This window comes from uncultured Formosa sp. (assembly GCF_947500765.1).
Lineage (GTDB): Bacteria > Bacteroidota > Bacteroidia > Flavobacteriales > Flavobacteriaceae > Formosa.
The window spans coordinates 1-543 of record NZ_CANMTH010000063.1 but is presented as its reverse complement, the minus strand read 5'-3'; the positions used below and the strand labels follow the sequence as shown (position 1 = coordinate 543).

The 543-nt window shown below is 29.8% G+C and carries 1 protein-coding gene; it reads right to left on the bottom strand.

Features of this window, described 5'->3' with window-relative positions:
• Nucleotides 1–32: 32 nt before the first annotated feature.
• Nucleotides 33–543 (bottom strand): IS3 family transposase (locus Q1B05_RS18620; RefSeq protein ID WP_299782977.1); only part of this gene is annotated, 511 nt, incomplete at its 5' end.

Here is a 543-nt window from a genome sequence, read left to right as displayed (position 1 = left end):
GTCCTGAAATATGGCTACAGTTTAAAATTGAATTAAGCTGATAATTTATATACCATATTCGGTGTTTTATAATCTAAAGATAAATGTAATCTTATTTCGTTGTATAAATTAATTGCATTTTTTGCCGCTCTCTTAGCGTGAGCTACACTATCAAAGGTTTGGTCTAAATAAAACTCGTCTTTTAAAATTCCATTTACACGTTCAGCCATTGCATTTTCGTAGCAATGATTTTCTTCAGTCATACTAATATCTATCTTTTTTCTTTTAAGTATTTGTGTGTATACATTGCTGCAATATTGTATTCCTCTATCTGAATGATGAATAAGTTGTTTAATGTTTTTAGCTTGATAAATGGCCTTATTAAGTGCTCTCACACATCCATTTAACTCTAAACTATCACTTAGGTCATAACCGACTATTTTTCTGGAATACATATCTGTTATCAAAGCCAGGTAACAAAAGCCTTTTACTGTTCTAATGTATGTAATATCAGATACCCAAACTTGGTTAGCTCTAGTAACTTTTAAGTCTTTAATAATGTTA